At 73.0% G+C, this 22,431-nt stretch carries 19 protein-coding genes, 1 other RNA gene and 1 pseudogene; 8 read left to right on the top strand and 13 right to left on the bottom strand.

Annotation, left to right across the window (positions count from 1 at the left end; translation table 11 throughout):
* Positions 1–88: 88 nt before the first annotated feature.
* Positions 89–1,402, bottom strand: a complete 1,314-nt coding sequence (locus JE024_RS24815) for a multidrug effflux MFS transporter (protein WP_205375701.1) — start codon at positions 1,400–1,402, stop codon at positions 89–91.
* Between the two features lie 132 nt (positions 1,403–1,534).
* Here JE024_RS24815 and JE024_RS24810 point away from each other — a divergent pair, with 132 nt between their 5' ends.
* A complete protein-coding gene (locus tag JE024_RS24810; protein ID WP_205375700.1) occupies positions 1,535–2,584 on the top strand; it encodes a Gfo/Idh/MocA family protein in 1,050 nt (349 codons plus the stop codon).
* Between the two features lie 332 nt (positions 2,585–2,916).
* Here JE024_RS24810 and JE024_RS24805 read toward each other — a convergent pair whose 3' ends face one another.
* On the bottom strand, positions 2,917–4,548 hold the full coding sequence (locus JE024_RS24805; RefSeq protein WP_205375699.1) for an alkaline phosphatase D family protein: 1,632 nt from the start codon (positions 4,546–4,548) through the stop codon (positions 2,917–2,919).
* Between the two features lie 135 nt (positions 4,549–4,683).
* On the opposite strand from JE024_RS24805, the gene JE024_RS24800 reads away from it, so the two are divergent.
* On the top strand, positions 4,684–5,442 hold the full coding sequence (locus tag JE024_RS24800; protein ID WP_205375698.1) for an SDR family oxidoreductase: 759 nt from the start codon (positions 4,684–4,686) through the stop codon (positions 5,440–5,442).
* 214 nt (positions 5,443–5,656) lie between these two features.
* On the opposite strand, the gene JE024_RS24795 is transcribed toward JE024_RS24800, so the two are convergent.
* Complete coding sequence (locus tag JE024_RS24795) at positions 5,657–6,520, bottom strand: class II aldolase/adducin family protein (RefSeq protein ID WP_244883061.1); 864 nt, start codon at positions 6,518–6,520, stop codon at positions 5,657–5,659.
* Complete coding sequence (locus tag JE024_RS24790) at positions 6,517–7,548, bottom strand: C-terminal binding protein (protein ID WP_205375697.1); 1,032 nt, start codon at positions 7,546–7,548, stop codon at positions 6,517–6,519. The genes JE024_RS24795 and JE024_RS24790 overlap by 4 nt, the downstream gene beginning before the upstream one ends.
* Positions 7,549–7,748: 200 nt before the next feature.
* On the opposite strand from JE024_RS24790, the gene JE024_RS24785 reads away from it, so the two are divergent.
* Positions 7,749–8,648 carry an Lrp/AsnC family transcriptional regulator gene (locus tag JE024_RS24785; protein ID WP_205375696.1) on the top strand — a complete coding sequence of 300 codons (900 nt, stop codon included), beginning with the start codon at positions 7,749–7,751 and terminating at the stop codon, positions 8,646–8,648.
* A 107-nt stretch (positions 8,649–8,755) separates the two neighbouring features.
* On the opposite strand, the gene JE024_RS24780 is transcribed toward JE024_RS24785, so the two are convergent.
* The 3 genes from JE024_RS24780 to JE024_RS24770 form a co-directional block, all read right to left on the bottom strand.
* The gene (locus JE024_RS24780; RefSeq protein ID WP_205375695.1) at positions 8,756–9,652 is read right to left on the bottom strand and encodes a restriction endonuclease; all 897 of its coding nucleotides are present in this window, start codon (positions 9,650–9,652) and stop codon (positions 8,756–8,758) included.
* Positions 9,653–9,801: 149 nt separating this feature from the next.
* Entirely contained in the window at positions 9,802–10,938 is a 1,137-nt protein-coding gene (locus tag JE024_RS24775) for a phospholipase D-like domain-containing protein (RefSeq protein ID WP_205376711.1), read from the bottom strand.
* Between the two features lie 232 nt (positions 10,939–11,170).
* Positions 11,171–13,540 (bottom strand): sel1 repeat family protein, encoded by a 2,370-nt coding sequence (locus JE024_RS24770; protein WP_205375694.1) that lies wholly within the window; start codon positions 13,538–13,540, stop codon positions 11,171–11,173.
* A 262-nt stretch (positions 13,541–13,802) separates the two neighbouring features.
* Here JE024_RS24770 and JE024_RS24765 point away from each other — a divergent pair, with 262 nt between their 5' ends.
* Positions 13,803–14,024 carry a hypothetical protein gene (locus tag JE024_RS24765; protein WP_205375693.1) on the top strand — a complete coding sequence of 74 codons (222 nt, stop codon included), beginning with the start codon at positions 13,803–13,805 and terminating at the stop codon, positions 14,022–14,024.
* On the opposite strand, the gene JE024_RS24760 is transcribed toward JE024_RS24765, so the two are convergent.
* From JE024_RS24760 to JE024_RS24740, 5 genes and pseudogenes are all read right to left on the bottom strand, one after another.
* Positions 13,993–14,934 (bottom strand): hypothetical protein, encoded by a 942-nt coding sequence (locus JE024_RS24760; RefSeq protein WP_205375692.1) that lies wholly within the window; start codon positions 14,932–14,934, stop codon positions 13,993–13,995. The two genes, JE024_RS24765 and JE024_RS24760, sit on opposite strands and share 32 nt — an antisense overlap.
* A gap of 14 nt (positions 14,935–14,948) precedes the next feature.
* On the bottom strand, positions 14,949–15,617 hold the full coding sequence (locus JE024_RS24755; protein ID WP_205375691.1) for a YdcF family protein: 669 nt from the start codon (positions 15,615–15,617) through the stop codon (positions 14,949–14,951).
* On the bottom strand, positions 15,614–16,375 hold the full coding sequence (locus tag JE024_RS24750) for a TauD/TfdA family dioxygenase (protein WP_205375690.1): 762 nt from the start codon (positions 16,373–16,375) through the stop codon (positions 15,614–15,616). The genes JE024_RS24755 and JE024_RS24750 overlap by 4 nt, the downstream gene beginning before the upstream one ends.
* A 202-nt stretch (positions 16,376–16,577) precedes the next feature.
* Positions 16,578–16,990: RNase P RNA component class A (rnpB, locus tag JE024_RS24745), an RNA gene on the bottom strand.
* A gap of 18 nt (positions 16,991–17,008) precedes the next feature.
* Positions 17,009–17,176, bottom strand: a pseudogene (locus JE024_RS24740) (Uma2 family endonuclease); the annotation flags it as partial.
* A 118-nt stretch (positions 17,177–17,294) separates the two neighbouring features.
* On the opposite strand from JE024_RS24740, the gene JE024_RS24735 reads away from it, so the two are divergent.
* Positions 17,295–18,077 (top strand): MerR family transcriptional regulator, encoded by a 783-nt coding sequence (locus tag JE024_RS24735; RefSeq protein ID WP_205375689.1) that lies wholly within the window; start codon positions 17,295–17,297, stop codon positions 18,075–18,077.
* Between the two features lie 44 nt (positions 18,078–18,121).
* Complete coding sequence (locus JE024_RS24730; RefSeq protein ID WP_244883060.1) at positions 18,122–19,012, top strand: hypothetical protein; 891 nt, start codon at positions 18,122–18,124, stop codon at positions 19,010–19,012.
* On the opposite strand, the gene JE024_RS24725 is transcribed toward JE024_RS24730, so the two are convergent.
* Entirely contained in the window at positions 18,963–20,402 is a 1,440-nt protein-coding gene (locus tag JE024_RS24725; protein ID WP_205375688.1) for an RNB domain-containing ribonuclease, read from the bottom strand. The two genes, JE024_RS24730 and JE024_RS24725, sit on opposite strands and share 50 nt — an antisense overlap.
* 112 nt (positions 20,403–20,514) lie before the next feature.
* On the opposite strand from JE024_RS24725, the gene yaaA reads away from it, so the two are divergent.
* Together yaaA and eda are read left to right on the top strand one after the other, a co-directional pair.
* Entirely contained in the window at positions 20,515–21,315 is an 801-nt protein-coding gene (gene yaaA / locus JE024_RS24720; protein WP_205375687.1) for a peroxide stress protein YaaA, read from the top strand.
* Between the two features lie 65 nt (positions 21,316–21,380).
* Positions 21,381–22,004 (top strand): bifunctional 4-hydroxy-2-oxoglutarate aldolase/2-dehydro-3-deoxy-phosphogluconate aldolase, encoded by a 624-nt coding sequence (gene eda, locus JE024_RS24715; protein WP_205375686.1) that lies wholly within the window; start codon positions 21,381–21,383, stop codon positions 22,002–22,004.
* Positions 22,005–22,431 lie beyond the last annotated feature (427 nt).

Below are 22,431 nucleotides of genomic sequence, written 5' to 3'. Positions count from 1 at the left end.
CGTCCCCGGTCCGACGTCCCCTGCCCGAGGTCCCCGGCCCGAGATCCCCGGGCGGGGCGTCCCGTGCCGGAGATCCCCTGGCGGGGTGTCAGATGATCCGCTGGCGCTGCTGCCAGGGGCGGCACAGCCCCGCGAAGCAGGCCATCGCCGCCAGCGCGCACACGAGCTGCACCACCGCCATCGGCACCGCCGTCCGCTCCCCCGCGATACCGACGAGCGGCGAGGCGACGGCGCCGATCAGGAACGAGGACGTGCCGAGCAGCGCGGACGCCGAGCCGGCCGCGTGCGGGGTCCGCAGCAGCGCCATCGCGTTGGTGTTCGGCATGGCCAGGCCCATCGCCGACATCAGCACGAACAGTCCGGCGGCCACGGGGAACAGGCCGACGTCGCCGAACACCCCCGAGGTCATCAGCAGCAGCGCGGTCGCCGCCAGGGTGATCACCGCCAGGCCGAAGCCGAGCGCCTTGTCCAGGCTGACCCGCCCGACGAGCACCTTGCCGTTGATCTGGCCGACCACGATCAGCCCGATGGAGTTGACGCCGAAGAGCAGGCTGAACGTCTGCGGCGAGGCGCCGTAGATCTCCTGCACCACGAACGGCGAGGCGGAGATGTACGCGAAGAGGGCCGCGAAGGCGAGGCCGCCGGCCAGCATGTAGCCGGTGAACACCCGGTCGGCGAGCAGGGTCCGCATGGTGTGCAGCGCCTCGCGGACACCGCCCGAGTGGCGCTTTCCGGGCGGCAGCGTCTCCCCGAGCCACTTCACGACGACCAGGGTGAGCAGGATGCCGACGACGGTCAGCACGACGAAGATGCCCCGCCAGTCGGTGATCCGCAGCACCTGGCCGCCGATCAGCGGGGCGACCACCGGGGCGGCCCCGGATATCAGCATCAGCGTCGAGAAGAAGCGGGCCATCTCCACGCCGTCGTACAGGTCGCGGACCATCGCGCGGGCGATCACGATGCCGGCGGCACCGGCCAGGCCCTGGAGCAGCCGGAAGGCGATGAGCAGTTCGACGTTCGGGGCGACGGCGCACAGCGCGGTGGCGACGACGTAGACGACCATCCCGGCGAGCAGCGGCCTGCGCCGCCCCCACCGGTCGCTCATGGGCCCGACGACGAGCTGGCCGAGCGCCATGCCCGCGAGGCACGCGGTGAGCGTGAGCTGCACGGTGGCGGCGGGTGCGCTCAGCGAGTCGGTCACCGCGGGCAGCGCCGGGAGGTACATGTCCATGGAGAGCGGCGGCATGGCGGTGAGCCCGCCGAGGACCAGGGTGACGAGCAGTCCCGCCCGGCGCGCGGCCGCGACGGGGCCGGCGGGCGGCGCCTGCGGAAGGGCTGAGGGGACGACCGGGGAGACGGCCTGAGGGACGGGTCCTTGCTTGCTCTGGCCGGTTTCCGGCATCGACAGCTCCTGTTCCTGGTTTCAACAACTATGATCTCAGCTCGTCCGCTTGATCGAATCCATGTGGCGTCGTCGCCGCCGTGACGCCGTCACGAGCCGCCGCGACGCCTTCGCCTTTTGGGGGCTCCCGCGATGAACGACACCGTGCGACCCGAGACCGCGGCACCCGCGTCCGCGGCCCTGCCGGCGGACCGGCCGGTGCGCTGGGGCGTGCTGGCGACCGGCGGGATGGCCGCCCGGTTCACCGAGGACCTGCTCGCGATGCCGGACGCGGAGGTGGTCGCCGTCGCCGGGCGCAGCGAGGCGTCCGCGAAGACCTTCGCGGACCGCCACGGCATCGCCCGCGCCTACGGCGACTGGGCAGCGCTCGCCGCCGACGAGGACGTCGACGTGGTCTACGTGGCGACCCCGCACTCGGCGCACCGGGCCGCGGCCGGGCTCTGCCTGGAGGCCGGGAAGCCGGTGCTGTGCGAGAAGCCGTTCACGCTGAACGCGGCCGAGGCGGCCGAGCTCGTCGCCCTGGCCCGCTCGCGCGGCACCTTCCTGATGGAGGCCATGTGGATGTACTGCCACCCGGCCGTCCGGAAGATCGCCGCGCTGGTGCGGGAGGGCGCCGTCGGTGAGGTCCGCACCGTGCAGGCGGACTTCGGCCTGGCCGGCCCGTTCGAGCCGGACCACCGGCTGCGCGATCCCGCGCTCGGCGGCGGGGCGCTGCTGGACCTGGGCGTCTACCCGGTCTCCTTCGCGCAGTTGCTGCTCGGCGAGCCCGACCGCGTCCAGGCGGACGCGCTGCTGTCCGACGAGGGCGTCGACCTCAACACCGGGATGCTGCTCGGCTGGGACGGCGGTGCCACCGCGCTGCTGAGCTGCTCCATCACCGCGGGCACCCCGGTGACCGCTTCGGTGACGGGCACCGAGGGGCGGATCGACGTCCCGGACGGCTTCTTCTTCCCGGAGCTCTTCGTGCTCCACCGCTCGGGCGCGGAGCCGGAGGAGTTCCGCTTCGACGGGCGGCGCGACTCCCTGGAGCACGAGGCGGCGGAGGTGATGCGCGCGCTGCGCGCGGGTGAGACCGAGTCGCCGCTGGTGCCGCTGGAGGGCACCCTCGCCGTGATGCGGACGCTCGACGCCGTGCGCGAGCGCGTCGGCGTCCGCTTCCCGGGCGAGGCCCAGGGCGCCTGAGGCGGACCGGGTGCGGAGGTGGTCCTGAGGCGGACCGGGTGCGGGGGTGGTCCGGAGGCGGACCCGGTGCGGGGGTGGTCCGGAGGCGGACCCGGTGCGGGGGTGGTCCGGAGGCGGGTGGTCCGCCGCCGGGACCCGGCACCCGGCACCCGGGCCCGGGCCCGGGCCCGGCACCCGGGCCCGGGTCCGGGGACGTGTGGCCCCGGGCCCCGGCCCCCGCGCCGGACCGCACCCACCCCCGGGCCCCGGCCCCCGCGCCGGACCGCACCCACCCCCGGTCCCGGCCCCCGCGCCGGACCGCACCCACCCCCGGTCCCGGCTCCCCCGCCGTCTCAGACCTGGCGCAGCCCCGGCTCGCCCGCCGCGGTGACGAACGAGGCCGCCGTGGAGAGCGATCCGCCCGGCCTGGTGACGACGTCCAGCGTCCGGAAGTCGGCCCGGGCCTGCCGCTCGTCGAGGGTGACGGTCACATAGCCGCGCCGCCCGTCGTAGAACTTCAGGTGCGGGTTGGCGCGGGTGTACGTCTCCCAGGTGGCCGGCCGCTCGGCGCCGTCCTTGCCGCTGGAGACGGAGGTGGCGACGATCTCGGTGCCGACGACCCGGGCGCCGGGGGTGTCCCAGTCGCGCTTGATGTCGTAGGCGTAGGCGACGTGCACGTCGCCGGTGAGCACCAGCAGGTTCTCCACGCCCGCGGCCTCGGCCCCGTCCAGGAAGCGCTCCCGGGCCGCCGGGTAGCCGTCCCAGGCGTCCATGCCCACCTTGGCCGGCACGTTCAGGTCGAGCCTGCGCTGCGAGAAGTTGACCTGCTGCGGCACCACGTTCCAGGTGGCGCCGGACGCCTGCCACCCGTCGGTGAGCCACCGCTCCTGCGCGGCCCCGAGCATGGTGCGCGAGGGGTCCTCGGACTCGGGGCCGGGGACGTGGGCCTTGTCGCCGTACGCCTGGTCCGAGCGGTACTGGCGGGTGTCGAGCACGTCGAACTGCGCGAGGCGCCCGAACTGCAGCCGCCGGTACAGCCGCATGTCGGGGCCGGTGGGCCGCTGCGGGGTGCGCAGGGGCTGGTTCTCCCAGTAGGCCCGGTACGCGGCGGCCCGGCGGAGCAGGAACTCCTCCGGCGGCACGTCGTTCTCGGGGATCTCGCCCGCGTAGTTGTTCTCGGTCTCGTGGTCGTCCCAGGTGACGACGAACGGGTGGGCGGCGTGCGCGGCCATCAGGTCCGGGTCGGACTTGTAGAGGCCGTAGCGCAGCCGGTAGTCCTCCAGCGTGACCGTCTCGCGGTTGTAGTGGGCGGGCAGCCGGCGGTCGGTGTAGGCGCGGGCGCCGCCGGTGGCGGTGACGGCGTACTCGTAGAGGTAGTCGCCGAGATGGAGGACGACGTCGAGGTCCTCGTCGGCGAGGTGCCGGTAGGCGGTGAAATAGCCGTCGTGGTACGCCTGGCAGGAGACGGCTGCCAGCTTCAGCTCGCTGATCCGGGCACGCCGGGCGGGCGCGGTCCGGGTGCGGCCCACCGGGCTGATCCAGTTCCCGGCGCGGAAGCGGTAGTGGTAGACGCGGTCGGCGTCGAGGCCGGTGACGTCCACGTGGACGCTGTGGTCGAACTCGGGGTGCGCGGTGGCACTGCCGCGCCGCACGATCCGGGTGAAGCGCGCGTCGTGCGCGAGCTCCCAGCGGACGGTGTAGCGGGACCGGGGCAGTCCGCTGCCCGGCTCGTAGGGGCTGGGCGCGAGGCGGGTCCACAGCACCACGGAGGAGGGCCCGGGGTCGCCGGACGCGACACCGAGGGTGAACGGATCGGCGCCGATCCGGCGGGCGTCGGCCTCCGCGGCGTGCGCGGTGCCGGGCAGCCCGACGCTGAAGGCCAGCGCGGCGGCTGCGGAGGTGGCGGTGAGGAAGGAGCGGCGGCCGAGCTGGTGCTTGGCGGCGGCTCTGAGTTCTGCGGTGTGGTGCGGCTGTGCGGGTGTCATGCGGCCCTCCCCTGGCGGCTGTTGTCCGACGTACATGGGAGTGGCCGGCGGCGAATCCTTGTTGTCCGTGGTCCGACATCCGCATGGCGGTCGGATGAGTTCCGCACCCGCCCCCTGCGCGTACGCTGCGCGACCATGGACGACGTACGCAGGATCGCGGTGGTGACGGGTGCCGGCTCGGGCATCGGCCGGAGTGTCGCGCTGGAGCTGGCGGCCGCCGGCTGGTCGGTCGCGCTGGCCGGCCGCCGGGCCGGGGCCCTGGAGGAGACGGCGGCGCTGGCCGGCGCCAGCGCGGACACCCTGTGCGTGCCCGCGGACGTGACCGAACCGGACGCGGTGGGCGCCCTGTTCGGGGCCGTCCGGGAGCGCTGGGGCCGGGTGGACCTGCTGTTCAACAACGCGGGCACGTTCGGGCCCGGCGGCATCGGCTTCGCCGATCTGCCCTACGCGGCGTGGCGCAAGGTGGTCGACGTCAACCTGACGGGCGCGTTCCTGTGCGCGCAGGCGGCGTTCCGGCAGATGAGGGACCAGGACCCGCGGGGCGGGCGGATCATCAACAACGGCTCGATCTCGGCCCACACGCCCCGGCCCGACTCGGCGCCGTACACGGCGACCAAGCACGCGCTGACGGGGCTGACGAAGTCGATCTCCCTGGACGGGCGGCCGTACGGGATCGCCTGCGGCCAGATCGACATCGGCAACGCGGCCACCGACATGACGCAGGCCATGCGCTCGGGCGTCCGGCAGGCGAACGGCGACCTGGCCCCGGAGCCGGTGATGGACGTCGGCGACGTGGCCCGCACGGTGCGGCACATGGCGGAGCTGCCGCCGGAGGCGAACGTGCAGTTCGCGACGGTCCTGGCGACGAACATGCCGTACATCGGGCGGGGCTGAGGCGGACGGGCGCCGGCCCGCGCACCGGGCGGCGCCCGCCGGGCGTCACGGAGCGGGGACCGCTCCCCGGGCCGGGGGGCGGCTCCCGGGCCGTCGGCCGCCGGACGGCCCGGACCCGTGGCCGGCCGGACCCGGGGCTCCCGGGGCCGACCGGTCCCGGCGCGAGCCTGGCCCGTGGCCGACCGGCCCCGTGGCCGGGCGCCCCCGGGGCGGATCAGTCCTTGTAGTCGGGGGCGATCCGGTCGAGCAGCCGCAGCATCGCCGCCCACGCGAGGTCGTAGGCGTCGTCGTCCTGGAAGTCGGCGTCCGCCTCGCCCGCGAGCTGGCGTGCCGTGTACTCGCACACCTCATCCGGCGGGACCACCAGCGCCGCCCCGCCCGCCTGGGCGGTGACCTGGATCTCGCAGGCCTTCTCCAGGTAGTACATGCGCAGGAACGCCTGCGCCGCGCTCCCGCCGACCGTCAGCAGCCCGTGGTTGCGCAGGATCAGCGCCGGGTGGGTGCCGATGTCGGCGACGAGACGGGCCTGTTCGTCGAGGTTGAGCGCGACGCCCTCGTAGTCGTGGTAGCCGACCCGGTTGTGGAACTCCATGGACATCTGGTTCAGCGGCAGCAGCCCGCCCTGCTGCGCGGCGACCGCGCAGCCCGCCTTCGTGTGGGTGTGCAGGACGCAGTGGGCGTCGGGGCGGGCCGCGTGGATGGCGCTGTGGATGACGAAGCCGGCCGGGTTGACCGGGTACGGGGAGGGCTCGACCGCGTTGCCGTCCAGGTCGATCTTGACGAGGTTCGACGCGGTGATCTCCTCGAAGAGGAGCCCGTAGGGGTTGATCAGGAAGTGGTGCTCGGGGCCGGGCAGCCGCTGCGAGATGTGGGTGAAGATGAGGTCCGTCATCCGGAAGTGGGCCACGAGCCGGTAGACGGCGGCGAGTTCGCGCCGCAGGCGCAGTTCCTCGGCGGCGGCCGCCTCGGCGGACACGGCTCCGGCAGGGACGGCTCCGGCAGGGACGGCTCCGGCAGGGACGGCTCCGGCGGACACGGCTCCGGCAGGGACGGCTCCGGCGGTGGGTGCGGCGGTCATGCGACGGCCCCTTCGGTGGGTGCGGTGGTGGATGCGGCCGGGGCCGCGGGGCGCGTCGCGGTCGGGTCGACGACGGGCGTCAGAGGCCGGCCGGTGCGGTGCCAGGCGACGATGTTCTCCGCCGGGCCGCGGACGTAGGAGCGGCGCGAGGTGTCGCTCAGATAGGCACTGTGCGGGGAGAGCTGGATCCGCGGATGGGCGCGCAGCGGGTCGTCCGCGGCCGGCGGCTCGACGGGGAGGACGTCGAGGGCGGCCCCCGTCAGCCGCCCGGAGCCGAGGGCGTCCAGCAGGGCGGGGGCGTCGACGAGTCCGCCGCGGGAGACGTTCACCAGGAACGACCCGGGGCGCATCCGCGCGAACAGCCCGGCGTCCGCCATGCCCCGGGTGCCGGGGGTGAGCGGCACGTGCAGCGACAGCACGTCCGACGCGGCGGCGAGGTCCCCGAGGTCGTCGTACCGCTCCACACCGGCAGGCCAGCCGGCCCGGTCCGCGTGCGGGTCGTGGGCCGCGACCCGGCCGAAGACCGGGGCGGCGAGCGCTGCGAACTGCCGCGCGATCCGGCCCAGGCCCACGAGGCCGAGGGTGAGGTCGCTCGCCCTGCGCGGGAGTTCGGCGGCGGTGAAGTCCTCGCTCCAGCCGCCGGACCTGACGACGGCGTCCGCCTGCGGCAGCCGCCGCACCAGGGAGAGCGACGCGGCGAGGGCGTGGACGGCGACGTCCTCCGTGGCGGCGTCGGGGAGGTTGGCGACCCACAGTCCGCGCCGCCGGGCCTCGGCGGTGTCGACCATGTCGTGGCCCGCGGACATGGTGGCGACGATCCGCAGCTCCGGCAGCCGGTCGAGCAGCGCCGCGTCGAGGCGTGCGTAGCCGACGACCAGCGCGGTGGCGCCGGCGGACGCGGCGGCGATGACGTCCGGGTCCCGGCTGCCGGCGACCCGCACCTCGAAGCCCGCGTCGGCGAGCAGCCGTGCACCGGGCTCCGGGTCGAGGTCCTCGGTGTCCGTGAACACGGCGATGGGCTGGGTCATACAAGCCTCGGCAGACGATTCGTCGGTCAATGACAAGGTGAACTTACGATCCGCTTCATCCATCTGTCCATCCCTGTCCAGGCGTACGTCCGTGACGCCGATCACCTTCGCACCCGCCCCCGCGCGCGGTGACCGAGAATGTCACCGGACCCGGGCGCGGACGCGCGCAGGACGGGCCGCCGACCCGAGGGGATCGCCAGGTGGATCTGGACCGCATCGACCTGGCCGTCGTCCGCGAACTGCAGACCGACGGCCGCCTCGCCTATGAGACCCTCGCCCAGCGGGTGGGCCTGTCCCGGCCGGCGACGCGGGCCCGCGTGCAGCGGCTGCTCGAATCGGGCGCCGTGCGGGTCGTCGCCGTGGTCCACCCCGAGGTGCGCGGACTGACGGCGTCCGCCCATCTGTCGGTCGGCACCGACGGACCGGCCGAGGAGGTCGCGCGCCGGATCGCGGCGATGCGCGAGGCGCCCTTCGTCTCCCTGATCGCCGGCCGTCACGCCGTGATGGCCGAGCTGCGCACGGAGGGGTTCGACGCGCTGGACACCGCGATCGCGCGGGTGCGCGCCCTGCCCGGTGTGGCGGCACTGGACCCGCTGACCGGCGTGCGGCACCTCAAGGACCCGTATCTGCTCACCCGGAGCCCGTCGGCGGGCGAACTGGACGGGACGGACCGGCGGATCCTCGCCGAACTGGAGCGCGACGGACGGCTGCCCTTCGCCGACCTCGCCGAACGCGTCGGCCTCTCCCCCGGCGCCACCCGCTCCCGGACGCTGCGCCTGCTGGACGGCGGTGTGGTGAAGGTGCTGGCGCTGGTGCGGCCCGAGGTGCTGGGCCTCGGCTATCTGTGCGGCTTCGCCGTCCGGCTCACCGGCGACCGCGAGCCGGTGGCGGCCGAACTCGCCGGCTGGGAGCGCGTCACGTTCCTCTCGGCCTGCCTGGGCCGCGCGGAACTGGTCGGCACCGTCTCCGCGGAATCGCTCGGCGCGGTACGGGCCACCCTCGACTCCCTGCGGGCCCTGCCGGGGGTGCGGGAGGTCGAGAGCTGGATGCATCTGGAACTGCTCAAGGAGCGGTACGACCTGGGGACGTCCTCCGCCTGAGCCGCGGCACCCCCGCACGTATCGTCACCCGGCACCCGGCACGCCCCGGGCGCCGCCCCTACACCTCAGCCTGGCTCCGACACCGGTCCGCCCCGGCCCCCGTCCCCTCAGCCGGGCTCCGGCACCGGCTCGTCCCACGGCGCGGGGCCGGTGCCCTCGGTCCAGGCGACCAGGCCCGCGTGGTCCACGCACCGGATGCCGCACTGCGCGGCGTAGTCGGCGGCGGGCCCGGTGAACTCCCCCGTGGTCACGACGACCGCGACCTGCGCCTCGTGCACGGCGAAACAGGTGCCCCCGAAGCGCTGCACCTCCTGGGAGCCGACCTTGTTCACGGGGCCGTAGCGCTTGCACTGGACGACCACGCGCCGGCCGTCCGGGGCGGTCGCGAGGACGTCCGCCCCCAGGTCACCGGCACCGCCGACGACCTCCACGTCGGTGCAGCCGTCCCGTTCGCACAGGGCCGCCACGGCGTGCTCGAAGGCGAGGGCGTCCATGGCGCCGTAGTCGGCGGCCTCGAAGGTCTCCGGCCCCGGGTCGTCCAGCACCACTCCGGGCTCCGCGAGCACGTCTCCCGGCTCGGCGAACACCTCCCGGGGCTCCGCGAACTCCTCCCGCGGCTCCACGAGCACGTCCCCCGCCCCGGGGAGGATCCTCGTCGGCTCGGGCTCGCCGGGGAGGACCCCCGCCGTCCCGGCTACGGCCGGCGCGGGCTCCCGCAGGGGGAGTTCGGCCGCCCGGTAGGTGGCCTCCACCAGCGATCCGGCGAGACGGGCCGCGGCACGGCGGCGGCGCGCCTTGCGCAGCCAGGCCGCCGCGGCGACCACCGCACCGGCCACGAGCACCCCCGTCACCGGGTTGTCGCCGACCGCTCCGGCCATGAGTTTCAGTGTGAGCGCGGCCCCGCACAGCGCCGTCGCGATCAGCGCGAAGAACAGCACCGTCTGCCGGAGACTGAAGGCCCGTCGTGCCGTCACCGGCCGTGGCCGTCGGATGGGTACGGTCATACGCGGCGGTCACCCCCTCCTCGGACGCCCCATCGGGGCGCCGTGATGATCACTTGACTCAACGTGTGCCCTGCTCGGGGACGTTCACGTGTCCGGGGTGCCGACTCGCGCGGCGCGGCCGCGCTGCGCCCCCTCCGGCCCCCGGCCGGTCACAGGAAGCGCCGGATGGGGGCGACCGACAGCTCGGCCAGCCGCTGGCCGACGGGGCGCCGCTTCCAGCGGCCGGGCACCATCAGCTCGCTCGCCCGGACGTCCTCGTCGAAGTGGCGGTCGAGGGTGGCGGTGAACTCCTCGTCGAGGACCGCGAGCATGACCTCTTCGTCGTGGTCGAGGGAGCGCCGGTTGAAGTTGGTGGAGCCGGTGAGCGCGGCGATCCGGTCCACCGTGATGACCTTGGCGTGCATCATCGTCGGCTGGTACTGGTGGATGCGCACACCGCAGGAGAGGAGCTCCTCGTAGTGGTTCTGGCCGGCGAGCTGGCAGACCCGCTTGTCGGTGTGGGGGCCGGGCAGCAGGATCTCCACCTCGACACCGCGCCGGGCCGTCGCGCACAGCAGGTCGATGAAGTACTGGTCGGGGGCGAAGTAGGCGGTGGCCAGCCGGAAGCGCTCCTGCGCGGATTCGAGCATGACCCGTATCAGGGTCTGCATGTCCTGCCAGCCGAAGCTGGCCGACCCGCGGACGACCTGGACGATCGCGTCACCCTGCGGTTCGTGGACGATGAAGCGGTCCCGGTCGTCGAAGAGGCAGTCGTGGCACTCCGCCCAGTTCTGCGCGAACGCGGCGGCGATGCCGTCGACCGCGGGCCCGCGGACCTGGACATGGGTGTCCCGCCACTCGTTGGCGTTCCGGGCGTCGCCGCACCACTCCTCGGCGATCCCCACCCCGCCGGTGTAGGCCACCTCCTCGTCCACCACGAGCACCTTGCGGTGGCACCGGTGGTTCTGCTTGAGCGGCGACAGGTACAGGGGCTTGCGGAACCAGGCCACCTCGACGCCGGCCCGGTCCATCAGATCCAGCAGATCCGGCTCGATCAGCCGGCTGCCGAAGCCGTCCAGCAGCAGCCGCACCCGCACCCCGTCCCGGGCGCGGTCGGCGAGCGCCTCCGCGAACAGGCGGGCGATCTCCCCGCGCCAGTACACGAACGTCATCATGTCCACGGTGTGCTCCGCCGCGCGGATGCTGTCCAGCATCGCGGCGAAGATCTCGTCCCCGTTGCGCAGCGGCAGCAGCGCGTTCCCCTCGGTGGCGGCGATCCCGATCAGCCGCTCCAGCCGCCGCCGCATCCGCTGCTTCCGCTCAACAAGGGAGGCGGCCGGGGCCGTGGATCTCTGTTCGTCACATGTACTCGTCACGGTTCCACCTGTCGGATCTCCAGCGGGCCCCGCTCACCGGACCCGGCATCTGTACTCGCCGCCTACCCCGGCCGCGCCACGCCAGACGCTCCACACCTCGTGACGGACCACGGACACACGGTGGTGGCCCCGCGAGGCCCGTATCCCCGGAGCGTCAGGCCGGTCAGTCGTACCACGGGGCCGCCGGGCGCCCGTCTGCGTCGCGGCCGTAGCGGGTGAGGCGATCCGCGTCCTGGGTGAGGCCGGCTCGGCGCAGGAGGGAGACGAGGCGGACCATCATGCCGGTGTCACTGTCGGTGTCCGCCGCTCGTCGCCACCACCCGCGTGCCTCACTCAGGCGATCGGCCTTCACCATGAGGTCGGCCAACCGCCACATCGCCTCGGCGTCGCCGGACTCCGCCGCCCTCTGCCAGATCGCCTCGGCCTCCTCGACGCGCCCCGTGCCCTCCAGAAGACCGGCCAGGGCCCACAGATCGGCCGGCGCACCCGTACGTGCCGCCATCCGCAACTGGGCCTCCCGGGCAGTCATGCGTTCTGCCACCAGGGGGCCCAGCTGTTCCATCAGCGACAGGACCGCGGCGTCGTCCCCCGCCGTGAGGGCGGACACCCAGGCCCGTTCGAGCTCGGCGCCCTCGGACGAGTTGTCGAGCAGCTCCGTCACGAACGGCAGGTGCCAGGCACCTTCGCCCGCGGGTGACCGACCGATTGGCGCATCGGGCGGCAGCGAACCGAGCGGGGTCCCGTCGGTCGGGTTCGGGACCCCTGGTTCGGCGGAGGAACGCTCCGCCCTTTGGCGGTCGGTATGTACGTGCCATTCCGCCAGCGCCATGTTCTGGCCGCTGTCCTCGAGCACTCGGGCCAGCCAGTTCTCGCCCTCATCGCCCTCATCGCCCTCCTCGCTTTCATCGCTTTCATCGCCCTCGTCCGTGGTTCGCCCATCGATGCGCCCGGTGTCCTCAGCCTCCTCGTCGGCTGTCCCGCCCAGCTGTGACTCCGCCTCTCGGTCACCTGCGGCCGCGGCGCGCTGCCACCACGCGGCCGCCTCGCTGCCGCGGTCGAGTTGTACGCACAACTCGGCCAACCTCCGCATGGCCGCGGTATCCCCGGTGGAAGCGAGTCGTCCCCACAGGAGATCCGCGTACCGGTAGTAGCCGCGGGAAGACGCCGCGGAGGCGAGTCGGGCGGCGTCCTCCGCCGGCGGCGGTGTCCGGGCGAGTGCGTCCCACAACGCCGCCGCCGGGGACCTTCCGTGCAGAAGCTGATAGCCGTGCTGAGCCAGGTAGTCGGCCAGCCGATAGCAGGATTGCTCGCCGTCGTCGACGAGGTCCAGCGGCGCGATGGCACCCTTGACCGCCTCGCAGGCCGGCCCGAGGGCAGCGGCGAACCAACGCGGCCCGGGCGGGGCCTGCCGTTCGGGGAAGTAGCCGGATGCCGCGATCTCCAGCACGTGCTGCGGGATCGGGCTCCTGTACCCCAGGCGCCACAGGTCCATGGCCGCCGTCAGCACAGCGCGCACAGGAGCGTCGTTGTCCTCGTAGGCTTCGATGAGCGCCGGCCCGCCCGCGAGGTTCTGCACGAGAGCCCCTGTGTCGCCGGCGGCGGACAGCGCCGCCCGGATGCGGGAGTCCTTTCGGGCAAGTTGGCGTACATGCCTCAACTCGCGGTCGGTAAGAGCTCCGGGGACATTGACCCGATGGACGGACCGCAGAAGTCGCCGCGCCTGCTGGTGCTTGTCGCGTACGGCGACCTTGGGCTCGCCGACCAGTTGTCGCCAGAAGCGCGGCCAGATGGTTCCCACCACGGCGACCGGGCCGCGGAAGTACTGATGAAGTTCACGCAGCGCAGCAGCCGCCTGCTCGCCCGCCGGGCCGTCCAGGTGCATCTGCAGTTCGTCCAGCCAGATCACCGTCCGCGTGGGCTCCGGTTCCGCCTCCAGGAAACTCCGCAGGCTCCGTGCCGTCGTGGGGAAGACCAGCCGCCAGTCCGGCATGACGGCGCGCACGGCCTCGACGGCGCTGCGTGTCTTGCCGGTCGACGAGCCGCCGACCAGGAAGGCCGTCACCGGCCCTTCCAGGGCGCCGGTGAGCACAGCTCGCAGGATCCGGTCGTGGTCCCGGACGGCATAGGCCGGTTGCGACTGCTCCGGCACCGGAGCGCCGGCGGCACAGGTGTCCGGAGCCACGGCGGCGTGCGAAGGCAAGCTCGCGATGGAGCGGTGCACCCCGAGCTCCAGTGCGCTCCATTCACTCACCGCTCGGTCGCCGGAGGGACGCCGGATGCCGCGCCCCGTCTCCTGAAACGAGGAGGTTCCGTCGAGCCGGTGCTCGGCCTCGGCGCCTCGGCGCAGGGCACTGCGGACCGACACCCGTGACTCGTTCTCACGCCGATAGGCGTCCAGGCAGCGATCGCGCACCTGAGCGGCGTCAGACCACCCTGACGCGCGCACTCCCGCCGTGACAACGGCCTCTACCACCGCGGCAGCGTCCTCCCAGGTGCGGGGAAGGGTCTCACCTCGCAGCGTCGAGTTGACCATCTGGGCCGACCGGCCGGACGTACGGGCCAGGGCGCGCATGGACGGCTGACCGGCTCGGAGCCACGCCTGATGAAGGACTGCGGCGAATCCGTTTTCTGGCAGGAGCACTGTGGACCTCCACCGCGCTCCCGCACCGCCGGTGTCCGACTTCGTCGGACGGCATCGCCGGACACCTGAGGCGGCCGCAATAGTCGGAGCTGAACCACATCAGGTTCACGAACTGCGGTTGCAGACCTCATCCGTTGAGCGAAGGGGAGTCATCATGTCCATCACCGTGCTGGGAATCGTGGCCGGAGTCGTTGCCGTCGTGTACGCGATGGGAAAGCTCTCGGATGCTGTCGAAGCACTGATCAGGTCCTGGATTCCCGTGGTGCTGGCCTTTCAGGAGCTGCGCCGTGCGGCGCGAAGGGGAACGGCCGGACATGCGCCGGTGGAATCCGGGGAAAGCGCTGTCACACGCGAAACGTCTGGAGGGCGCCCCTGACGTCGCCCTGGTCGATAGCCCTGGCGATGCCGTCGAGTTGCCGTATCTGACCGTGCAGCCCGCCCTGCACTGCCTTGCCCCGAACCGTTCGCAGGATGTGGCGGGCAGCGTCATGATTCCCCTTGAGCGCGGAGATCTGCGCCACGTTCTTGGCGAAAGAGATCTTTCCGACGAGAGTCGTCCGATCACTGACTCTCAGGAAGGCGGAGACGAACTCCTTCTCGATTCTTGAAACGCTGTCCGTCATACCTCGATTGGCAAGGAACTCGACCACCCGTTTGACCGTACGGTAGTACTCCAGAGGCCGCTCGCTCTTGTAGGTCGAGGCATCTTCCAACAGTTCCATGTGCCCCTGGAGATCCTGTCGACGCATGACCTCCTGACGTGCCGGCGGGACGCGGTCACCGTGGCTCGCACGTGTTGCCATCCAGGGATCGTCGGCGGCCTCACGGAGGATCTCCTCGTAGGGGCCGCGGCGCGCCTTGTAGCAGATCGATATGAGCATGTACCACTGGCCGAGAGCCTGTGAAACCATGGATGTGTGGCGCGATTTCTCCAAATGGTCACGCGCGACGACAAGATGTCTTTCCGCCCTGAACATGTCGGCGGACGACGTGCCGCCGGAGATGAGCATCTCTGCGAGCCCGGACTCGATGAGCGCCAGACCCACCGATCCCTCGACGCCGACTTTTCGACCGAAGGCCGCGACGGCCGTTCCACAACTGTAGGCGAGATGCGGATTGCCCGTGGAGATGTAGACCTTGCGAAGACGACGCGCTTCAAGAAGGAAGAACTGGTCCGCGAAATCCTTGCTGCTCACGATGCGTTCACGCATCTGCGCCGAGGTCAACAGCGGTACGGCCCAGTCCCATCGCGCCGATTCGGCCGGGCTCTGCGGTGGAGAGGACATGGCGATGCCACGGCTCAGTCGAGGACGAACTGGTCGAACCCCGCAGCGGCCAGACGCTCGTAGGCGGACCATACGGCTTCGGGCACCTCCACCGGCGCCTGGAACCCCTTCTCCGCGTACACCCTGAGTCGCTGCAGGTCGCCGACCATGAGATTGATCATCCTCGTCAAGGGCACTTCGTCGGTCGGGTACTCCCACACCGTCGTCCTCGGCGGCCTGGTGCGCCAGTCGACCGCCGGCCACCGCTTCCGGGCCGTGGCCGTCGCCCGTTGCGCCATGTAGGGCTTGGACACGATGATCGCGGAGCCGGACGGGACACCATGCTCTTCCAGGAGAACCCGGGAGAACTCGAAATTCTCGCCGGTGTTGGAGGCCTTCGGCTCGGTCAGGATCGCGGCCTGCGGAACCCCGGCCCGTCGCAGCCGTTCGGCATAGATCTCAGCCTCCGGCTTCGACCATTCTTTCGATGTGACCTTTCCCGCTCCGCCGGTGACGACGATGACGGGGGCGGCCTCCTCTTCCAGATACAGCTCGGCAGCCCTGTCGGCCACACGAGTGTCATGACTTCCCAGAACGATGAGAAAGTCCGCCTTGGTCCGCCCGCTGTCGCTCACGTGGAAGTCCCACAGCGTCTCGACATCGCGCTGGACATCCGAACTCAACGAGCTCCGTGCGTCGCTCACGTCTGAATCTTCATCCTTTCAGGGGCATGCGGACGGGCAAACCTCTGCCACAACAGTCTGCGAAGGGGCTGCGGTATCGACTCCTGCCCCGTTCCCAACGTACCGCGTCCATGGACGACTCGGCGCTGATCGAGGAGAATTGCCTGGCCTTCACGGAGGGTCAACCGCACGGTGGAGTCGCGGAGAAGACCGTCCAGAAAGCGAATTGCCTCGTACTCTTCACCGGCGCAGCTCCCGAGGAGCTGCCCTGTGTAGCGGAAGGCTCCACCCTGCGGGTCCAGCACAGCGAACGGGTTGACGTCTCGTCCCACGTTCAGCAGATCTGTCACCTGGCCGTGCGAATAGACCTTCCGGGACAGTACTTCGGCAACGCCCGGCGGCAAATCGTCGCGATGGGGAGCCCGGGCCACGAGGCTGTCACCGCCGCCGGCGGGGTCGGCCCTGGCGCAGTAGAGCAGAACGTATTCCGGTGGATCTTCGGCGTTCACGAAGTCCGTGTGCAAGGGGGAGTGCCCGGTGCCCTCCGACCGGTGAGGCTCACGGGACAGGTCGACACCGATGGGGCGCCAGGTGGAATACCGCGCGAACACCTGGATCGGGTCCGCCAAGGCGGAGAGGAAGGCATCCAGGACTTCCAGGGCCTGCGGGGACTCGGGCGCGACGCCGCCTACATCGAGGAGCGCATACCCTCGGGCCTGCAAAGCCGCTAACACGGGCTCCGCATCAGCAGCTGCCTTCTCAGCATTGATCGTCTCCATGCGCGGTCCATCCGTTCGACTTCCGGCTGGCCCCGAAAGGCTCCCACACCTTCTGGCAGTGACTAGTCGTCAAGTATGAAGGAAATGCGACCGGTTGGGTGCCGAAGGCGCAAACAATCATGTCTTCTCGGAGAGACGCTGCCGAGACAGGGGATCGCGGAACTGATCTGCGGCCTGTCCGGAGACAGGCCGCAGGCCGGGGCAGACGAGTCGGGCTGTACGCCGGGTTCTGTGCCCCGGGACCTCGCGGTCGTCGGGGCGACGGCCATCCATCTAGGACCGGCGTTGCCGCCGGTCTCGTGCGGTCTACCCGCGGACTCGGGCGGGCAGCCCTCGAACGTCCGCGCAGGAGCGCTCCCTCTTGCGAAGGAGTGCTCCCTCTTGACCTTGCTCCGGGTGGGGTTTACCTAGCCGCCTGAGTCACCTCAGGCGCTGGTGGTCTCTTACACCACCGTTTCACCCTTACCGAGGACCGAGGTCCCCGGCGGTCTGTTTTCTGTGGCACTGTCCCGCGGGTCACCCCGGGTGGCCGTTAGCCACCACCCTGCCCTGTGGAGCCCGGACGTTCCTCGGGAGACCCCTTCCGGGATCCCACGCGGCCGCCCGCCCGGCTCGTCTGCCGTGGGGGACATGCTACCCGCAGCGTCGGACCAGGTCGGACGTCTCCAGGTCGAAGCCGAACGGGTCGGGCAGCGGGAGCGGCTTGCCGAAGGGCAGGGTGCACAGCTGCCGATAGTCGCCGGAGGGAGCCGTGACGGAGGTGGCGTCCCGGTCCACCAGCAGGTACAGCGGGACCCCGCCCGGGGATGGGGGGTCGTTCCCTCGATCGTGGCACATGATCAAGGCGATGCACCGGGCATCCGGTGATGCCACCGCCGCGCCTTGACCTTGTCGCGGCGTCAACGTTTCTACTGGGGGCATGCGCATCGGAGAGATCGCCGCCCTCGTGGGTGTGAGCACCCGCGCCGTCCGGCACTACCACCACCTCGGGCTGCTTCCCGAGCCCGTGCGGCTGGCCAACGGCTACCGGGACTACACGGCGCGGGACGCCGTGCTGCTGGCGCGGATCCGGCGGCTCACCGAGCTGGGAGTGGGGCTGGACGAGGTACGGGACGTACTCGCCGAGGACGCCGGGCGGGATCTCGTCGAGGTCCTGGAGGAGCTGGACGCCGACCTCGGGCGTCAGGAGGCCCGGATCCGGGCCCGCCGGGAACGCCTCGCGGACCTGCTGGAGCGGGCCCGCGCGGGGCGGCTCCCCGCGGAGGGGCCCGTCTCGCCGTGGGTGGCCGATCTGTTCGCCGCGATGGACGAGACGTCCGCCGCCCTGCCGGGTCCGGAGCCCGCGATGGCGGCCGTGGACCGGGAAATGCTGGCACTGCTCGACACGGTGGTGCCCGAGGAGGAGCGGGAGGCCATGATGAGCACGGTCACGCACCTGGCGCGGACGCCGGGCGGCATGGAGCGCGCCTACGAGCTGTACCGGCGGATGGACGAACTCGCGGGGGCACGGGCCGACGACCTCCGGGTCGAGGAGCTGGCGCGGGTGCTCTCGGACAGCCTGCCGGACGAGCTCGCCGCGCGGATCGGGGAGCCGGACCCGGCGGAGGAGGCCCGGCTCGACGGCTTCCTCTCCGACCTCTCGCCCGCCCAGTCGGCCGTGGTCCGCCGCGCGCTGGAGCTGCTGCGGGAGCGTGCGCGGTGACCGGGCGCGGGATCGGAGCCGTGGCCCCGCAGGGAAGCGGTCCCGTGACCCGGCGCGCGATCGGCGTGCTGCGGGCCGCCGGGTACGCCGTGCTGCCCGCCGAGCTCGCCCTGGTGTTCTGCCTGGTGACGGGCGCCCGGGTGCCCGGTGGGCTGCTGCTCGCCGTGGAGGCGGGGGTCGTGCTGCTGGCCGCGGGCGCCGCGACCGTGTTCCTGCGGCTGCGCAGGTCCGGACTGACCCGGCGCCAGGCGGTGGAGGAGCTGGTGCCGCCGCTCGTCCTGCGCCTGGCCGGCCACGAGCTGCGGCTGATGCGGAGCCTGGTGATGTGGCCGCTGGGGCGGCGGGACGGTGTGGGCGAGGGCGCGACGGCGTTCGGCCACGCCCGCGACCAGGCGGCGCTGATGTTCGGCTTCGGCTTCGTCGCCGTCGTGGAGACGGTGGCCCTCTCCGTCCTGCTGCGCGACTTCCCCGCCCTGCACGCCGTGGTCCTCGTCCTCGACGTCTACACCGTGCTGTTCGTCCTCGGGCTGCACGCCGCGGCGGTGACCCGTCCGCACGTGCTGGACGGGGCCGGGCTCAGGCTGCGCCAGGGCGCCCACCTGGACCTGCGGATACCCCTCGGCCTGATCGCGTCCGTGCGCCGGGAGACGCTGTTCACGCACGAGAAGCACAACGACGTGCTGGACCTGCCGATCGGCTCGCAGACGTCGCTCACCCTTCAGCTCGCGGAGCCGGCGACCTTCGCCACCGGGTTCCTCGGCCGCCCGCGGACCGTGCGGACGGTGCGCTTCCACGCCGACGACCCGAAGGCCCTGTACGCGGCGGTCCGCGCGGCGGTGGACGCACGCCCCGGCCCCGCGACCACATCCGTGGCGGCGTCCACGGCTACGCGGGAGCGAACACCACCGTCGCCCCGGACGGCTCCGCACGGGTGAGCCGCACCCGCAGCCGCTCCCCCAGCGGCAGCGGGGCGCCGTCGCCCTCGATCCGGGCGACCACCGCCGGGTCCGCCAACTGGACGGTGCCCACGTCGGGTTCCTTCTCCTTCACGTCCACCACGACCGCGTCGAACTCGTCGCCGACCCGGTCCCGGAGCACGGCCGCCTCGACGATGTCGACGCAGGCCCGCTCCACCGCGTTCGCACGCCGCGCGCCCTCCGCCATCTCCCGCGGGAGCGCCGCCAGCGCCGCCGTCGCCCACTCGGGCGGGTCCTGGCCGGCCACGGCCGCCACGCACACCTCCCCCGCGTAGCGGTCCACGAGCCGGCGCAGCGGGGCCGTGCAGTGGGTGTACTCGTGGGCGACCGCGGCGTGGACGGACGGCGAGGGCAGCTCGCCGCCGGTGAACGCGGAGTACCCGGCGCCCCGCAGCAGCGTGGTGCACTCCTGGAGGAAGGCGGCGTGGCGCGGCTCGCCCGGGTCGAGGGAGCGGACGAGCGCCGCGTACGAGACGTGGTGCGGCCACTCGATCCGCAGGGCCGCGGCCGAGCGGCGCAGCCGGGACACCGCGCCGTCCGGTGCGGTGGGCAGGGTGCGCAGGATGCCGGTGCCCGACGCCACCATGATGTCGGCCGCCGACATCCCGGTGAGCAGCGAGATCTGGGCGTTCCAGCCCTCGGCGGGCAGTGGGGCGCGGTAGGCGGGGACGAAGCCACCGCCGCGTTCGTGGATCTCCTGCTCGGGCACGTTGAGGGAGATGCCGCCGCGCTCCACCTCCAGCGCCTCCCGCAGCCTGCCGATGTCCCGCAGCAGGGCCAGGGGCTCCTCGGCGGTGTCCGTGTCGAGGGCCCGCTGGGCGCCCGCGTAGTCGAGCCGCGCACGGCTGCGGACCAGGGCGCGGCGCACGTCGGTGGCGACCGCGCGCCCGTCGCCGTCCAGGTCGATCCGCCACAGCAGGGCCGGCGCCGCCTGGCCCGGCAGCAGACTGGCCGCGCCCTCCGAGAGCGACGGCGGGTGCAGGGGCACCCGGCCGTCGGGGAAGTACAGGGTCTGGACCCTGCGGTGCGCCTCGGCGTCCAGTGCCCCGCCGGGCGCGACGAACGCGGCGACGTCGGCGATCGCGTAGAGGACCCGGTAGCCGTGGCCGCGGCGGGCCAGGTGCATCGCCTGGTCCAGGTCGGTGGAGCCCGGCGGGTCGATCGTGAGGAAGGGGACGTCCGTGGCGTCGAGTGCGGGCAGCCGGGGCGCGCGGGCCGCGTCCTCGGCGGCGGCGAGCGCCTCGGCGGGGAAGGGACCCGGTACGCCGGGCATGGCGCGCACCTCGTGCAGCGCGGCACGCAGCGCGGCCTCGACCGCGCCGGTCAGATGCAGGGGGCGTCGGGGCATGGACCGAGCGTATGCCGGGGCAGGGGTGGTGGCATTTCGGGCCCCCGGACCCTTTGTAGGCTGGCGGACGGGGCCGCACCCCCTCCCCCGTACGTCATGAAGGAGAAGCGCCGTGCTCGTGCTGTTGCCGCCGTCGGAAGGTAAGGCCGCTTCCGGGCGCGGGGCCCCGCTGAAGCCTGAGTCGCTGTCCCTGCCGGGGCTCATGGACGCCCGGGCCGCCGTCCTGGACGAACTGGTCGAGCTGTGCGCCGGGGACACCGGGAAGGCGCAGCAGGTGCTGGGCCTGAGCGACGGGCTGCGCGGCGAGATCGCCAAGAACACCGAGCTGCGCACCACGGGCGCGCGGCCCGCCGGGGAGCTGTACACGGGCGTGCTCTACGACGCGCTCGGCCTGGCCACGCTGGACGCGGCGGCGCGGCGCCGGGCCCGGCAGTCGCTGCTGGTCTTCTCCGGGCTGTGGGGCGCGGTCCGCGTCGGCGACCGCATCCCGCCGTACCGCTGCGCGATGGGTGTGAAGCTGCCGGGGCTCGGGGCGCTCGGCGCGTACTGGCGGGCGCCGATGGAGGCCGTGCTGCCGGAGGCGGCGGGCGGCGGCCTGGTCCTGGACCTGCGCTCGTCCGCGTACGCCGCGGCGTGGAAGCCGAAGGGCGAGGTGGCGGGCCGGACGGCGACGGTGCGGGTGCTGCACTCCCAGGTCGTGGACGGTGTGGAGAAGCGGTCCGTGGTGAGCCACTTCAACAAGGCGACCAAGGGGCGGATCGTCCGGAGCCTGCTGGAGACGGGGGCGGCGCCGCGGACCCCGGCGGCGCTGGTGGAGGTGCTGCGGGACCTCGGGCACGTGGTCGAGGCGCAGCCTCCGGCATCCGCGGGGCGGCCCTGGGCGCTGGACGTGGTGGTGACGGAGATCCACTGAGCCGCCCTGTTGCGCGGTGCGCAACGCGCGTTGCGATGTGTGCAGCGGGCGGGCAGGATGGCGGCATGAGCACCGTGCCCTCCGCCCCGTCCGTCCTCGGCCTCGCCCCGGTCCTGCCCGTCGTCGTGATCGACGACGCCGCCGACGCCGTCCCCCTCGCACGCGCCCTGGTCGCGGGCGGCCTGCCGGCGATCGAGGTGACCCTGCGGACGCCCGCCGCGCTGGACGCGATCCGGGCGATCGCCTCCGAGGTGCCGGAGGCGGTCGTCGGAGCGGGCACGGTCATCTCGCCCCGGACGGTGGAGGACGCCGCAGCCGCGGGCGCGCGGTTCCTCGTCAGCCCGGGGTGGACGGACGCGCTGCTCGACGCGATGCGCGCGTCCGGGCTGCCGTTCCTGCCGGGGGTCTCCACCGCGTCGGAGGTCGTCGCGCTCCTCGAACGCGGCGTCCACGAGATGAAGTTCTTCCCCGCGGAGGCGGCCGGCGGGACGGCGTACCTGAAGTCCCTGGCCGGGCCGCTGCCCCAGGCCCGCTTCTGCCCCACCGGCGGCATCACCCCGGCGACGGCCCCCGCCTACCTGGCACTCCCCAACGTCGCCTGCGTCGGCGGCTCGTGGCTGCTGCCGCCGGACGTGCTGGCGGCGAAGGACTGGGGGCGCGTGGAGGCGCTGGCGCGGGCGTCGGCGTAAGGGACGCCTCGGCGGGGGTGTTGGGCTGGGGTTGCCGGCCCCCACCGGCCGGTGGTCGCGGCACGGGCTGCGGCCGTGTCCGGGGGCTGTTCCGGGCGCGTGTCCGGTGGTCGTGGGCGCACCCGCGCGGGGTGGGCTGGCGCGGGGTGCGCTGGCGCGGGGCGGGGTGATGGGGCTGGGGTTGCCGGTCCCGTGCGGGCCGGTGGTCGCGGCGCACCCCCGCTGCGCGCGGGTGTCCTCAAGCGCCGGACAGGCTGATGGGGTTGGGGTTGCCGGCCCCGTACCGGCCGGTGGTCGCGGCACGGCCTGCGGCCGTGTCCTCAAGCGCCGGACGGGCTGGGGTTGCCCGAGCACGGTCCGGTTGGTGCGGGTGCCGTTGGGGCGCTGCGGGGGTGGGTGCGGGCGAGGCTCGCCCGGGGTTGGCCCG

The organism is Streptomyces zhihengii, assembly GCF_016919245.1.
Classification (GTDB): Bacteria; Actinomycetota; Actinomycetes; order Streptomycetales; family Streptomycetaceae; genus Streptomyces; species Streptomyces zhihengii.
This window is presented reverse-complemented; position numbering and strand designations above follow the sequence as displayed.